The following is a 1238-nucleotide window of genomic DNA, read 5'->3' on the forward strand; positions in this document are numbered from 1 at the left end:
AGGTTCCCCGTTGGCGCCGCCGAGCGTCGCCGCCGCCAGGCCGAAAATGCCGAAATCGACCGAGCCGGTGACGACGGCGTTCTTGCCGTCGGTCGGGCTTTCGAACGGCAGCACCACCACCTTGATGCCGGCCGGCACGAACTTCTCGTAGAAGTATGGCGTGATGCTCATTTCCACCGCGGCAAGTTCGACGAGATCACCGACCGCGCAGACGCGCCGCTGTCCGACGCGCTGGCCATGCTGGTGCGCGAGCGTCTGACGGGCCTCGCGCCGCCCGCCGCAGCGAAGCGAATCGTCGATTTGTGGCGCCCGGTGCTCGAAGACAAGATCGGCCCCCGGCTCGATCTGCTGGAGCGCTACGCCGAGGACCAGACGAAGTTCGGCGACGCCATCCATGACCTGCTCGAAGCGCTCGAACTCGGCGACGATCGGGATGCCGACGCCGAGGAAGACGAGAACCAGGACGACAAGCAGGAAGGCGAGAACGATCAGTCGGGCGCCGAAGGCGAGCCGCAAGGCGAAGCCGCGCAGGAGATGAGTGCCGACCAAGCCGAGACCTCGACCGAGGAGATGAGCGACAGCGCGATGGAAAGCGCGCAGGCCTCCGCCTCCGACAGCTTCGACGATTCCGAACTCGGCGAAGACGAGACGCCGGGCGAAGCGACGCGACCGAACAACCGCGGCGCCAACGAGCCGCGCGGGCCGGAGTATCACGCCTTCGCGCCGAAGTTCGACGAAGTCGTCGCCGCCGAAGATCTCTGCGACCACGACGAGCTGGAGCGGCTGCGCAGCTATCTCGACAAGCAGCTGGCGCATCTGCAGGGCATCGTGGCGCGGCTCGCCAACCGTCTGCAGCGCCGGCTGATGGCGCAACAGAACCGCGCCTGGGACTTCGATCTCGAAGAAGGCATCCTCGATCCGGCGCGGCTGTCCCGCGTCGTCACGGACCCGTTCCATCCGCTGTCGTTCATGAACGAGAAGGAAGCCACCTTCCGCGACACCGTGGTGACGCTGCTGCTCGACAATTCCGGCTCGATGCGCGGCCGCCCGATCACGGTCGCGGCGACCTGCGCGGACATTCTGGCGCGTACGCTGGAGCGCTGCGGCGTGAAGGTCGAAATTCTCGGCTTCACCACGCGCGCCTGGAAGGGCGGGCAGTCGCGCGAAGCCTGGCTCGCGGCCGGCAAGCCGGCCAATCCGGGCCGGCTCAACGATCTGCGCCACATCATCTACAAATC

The 1238-nt window shown here is 67.0% G+C and carries 2 pseudogenes; one reads left to right on the forward strand and one right to left on the reverse strand.

Annotated features, from left to right (window positions below):
* A pseudogene (locus tag I5M_RS33895) lies at positions 1-168 on the reverse strand (ABC transporter substrate-binding protein); the annotation flags it as partial.
* On the opposite strand from I5M_RS33895, the pseudogene I5M_RS24135 reads away from it, so the two are divergent.
* Positions 163-1238: pseudogene (locus I5M_RS24135) on the forward strand (cobaltochelatase subunit CobT); the annotation flags it as partial. The pseudogenes I5M_RS33895 and I5M_RS24135 overlap by 6 nt on opposite strands.

It is taken from the genome of Rhodopseudomonas sp. B29 (assembly GCF_000333455.1).
Classification (GTDB): Bacteria; Pseudomonadota; Alphaproteobacteria; order Rhizobiales; family Xanthobacteraceae; genus Rhodopseudomonas.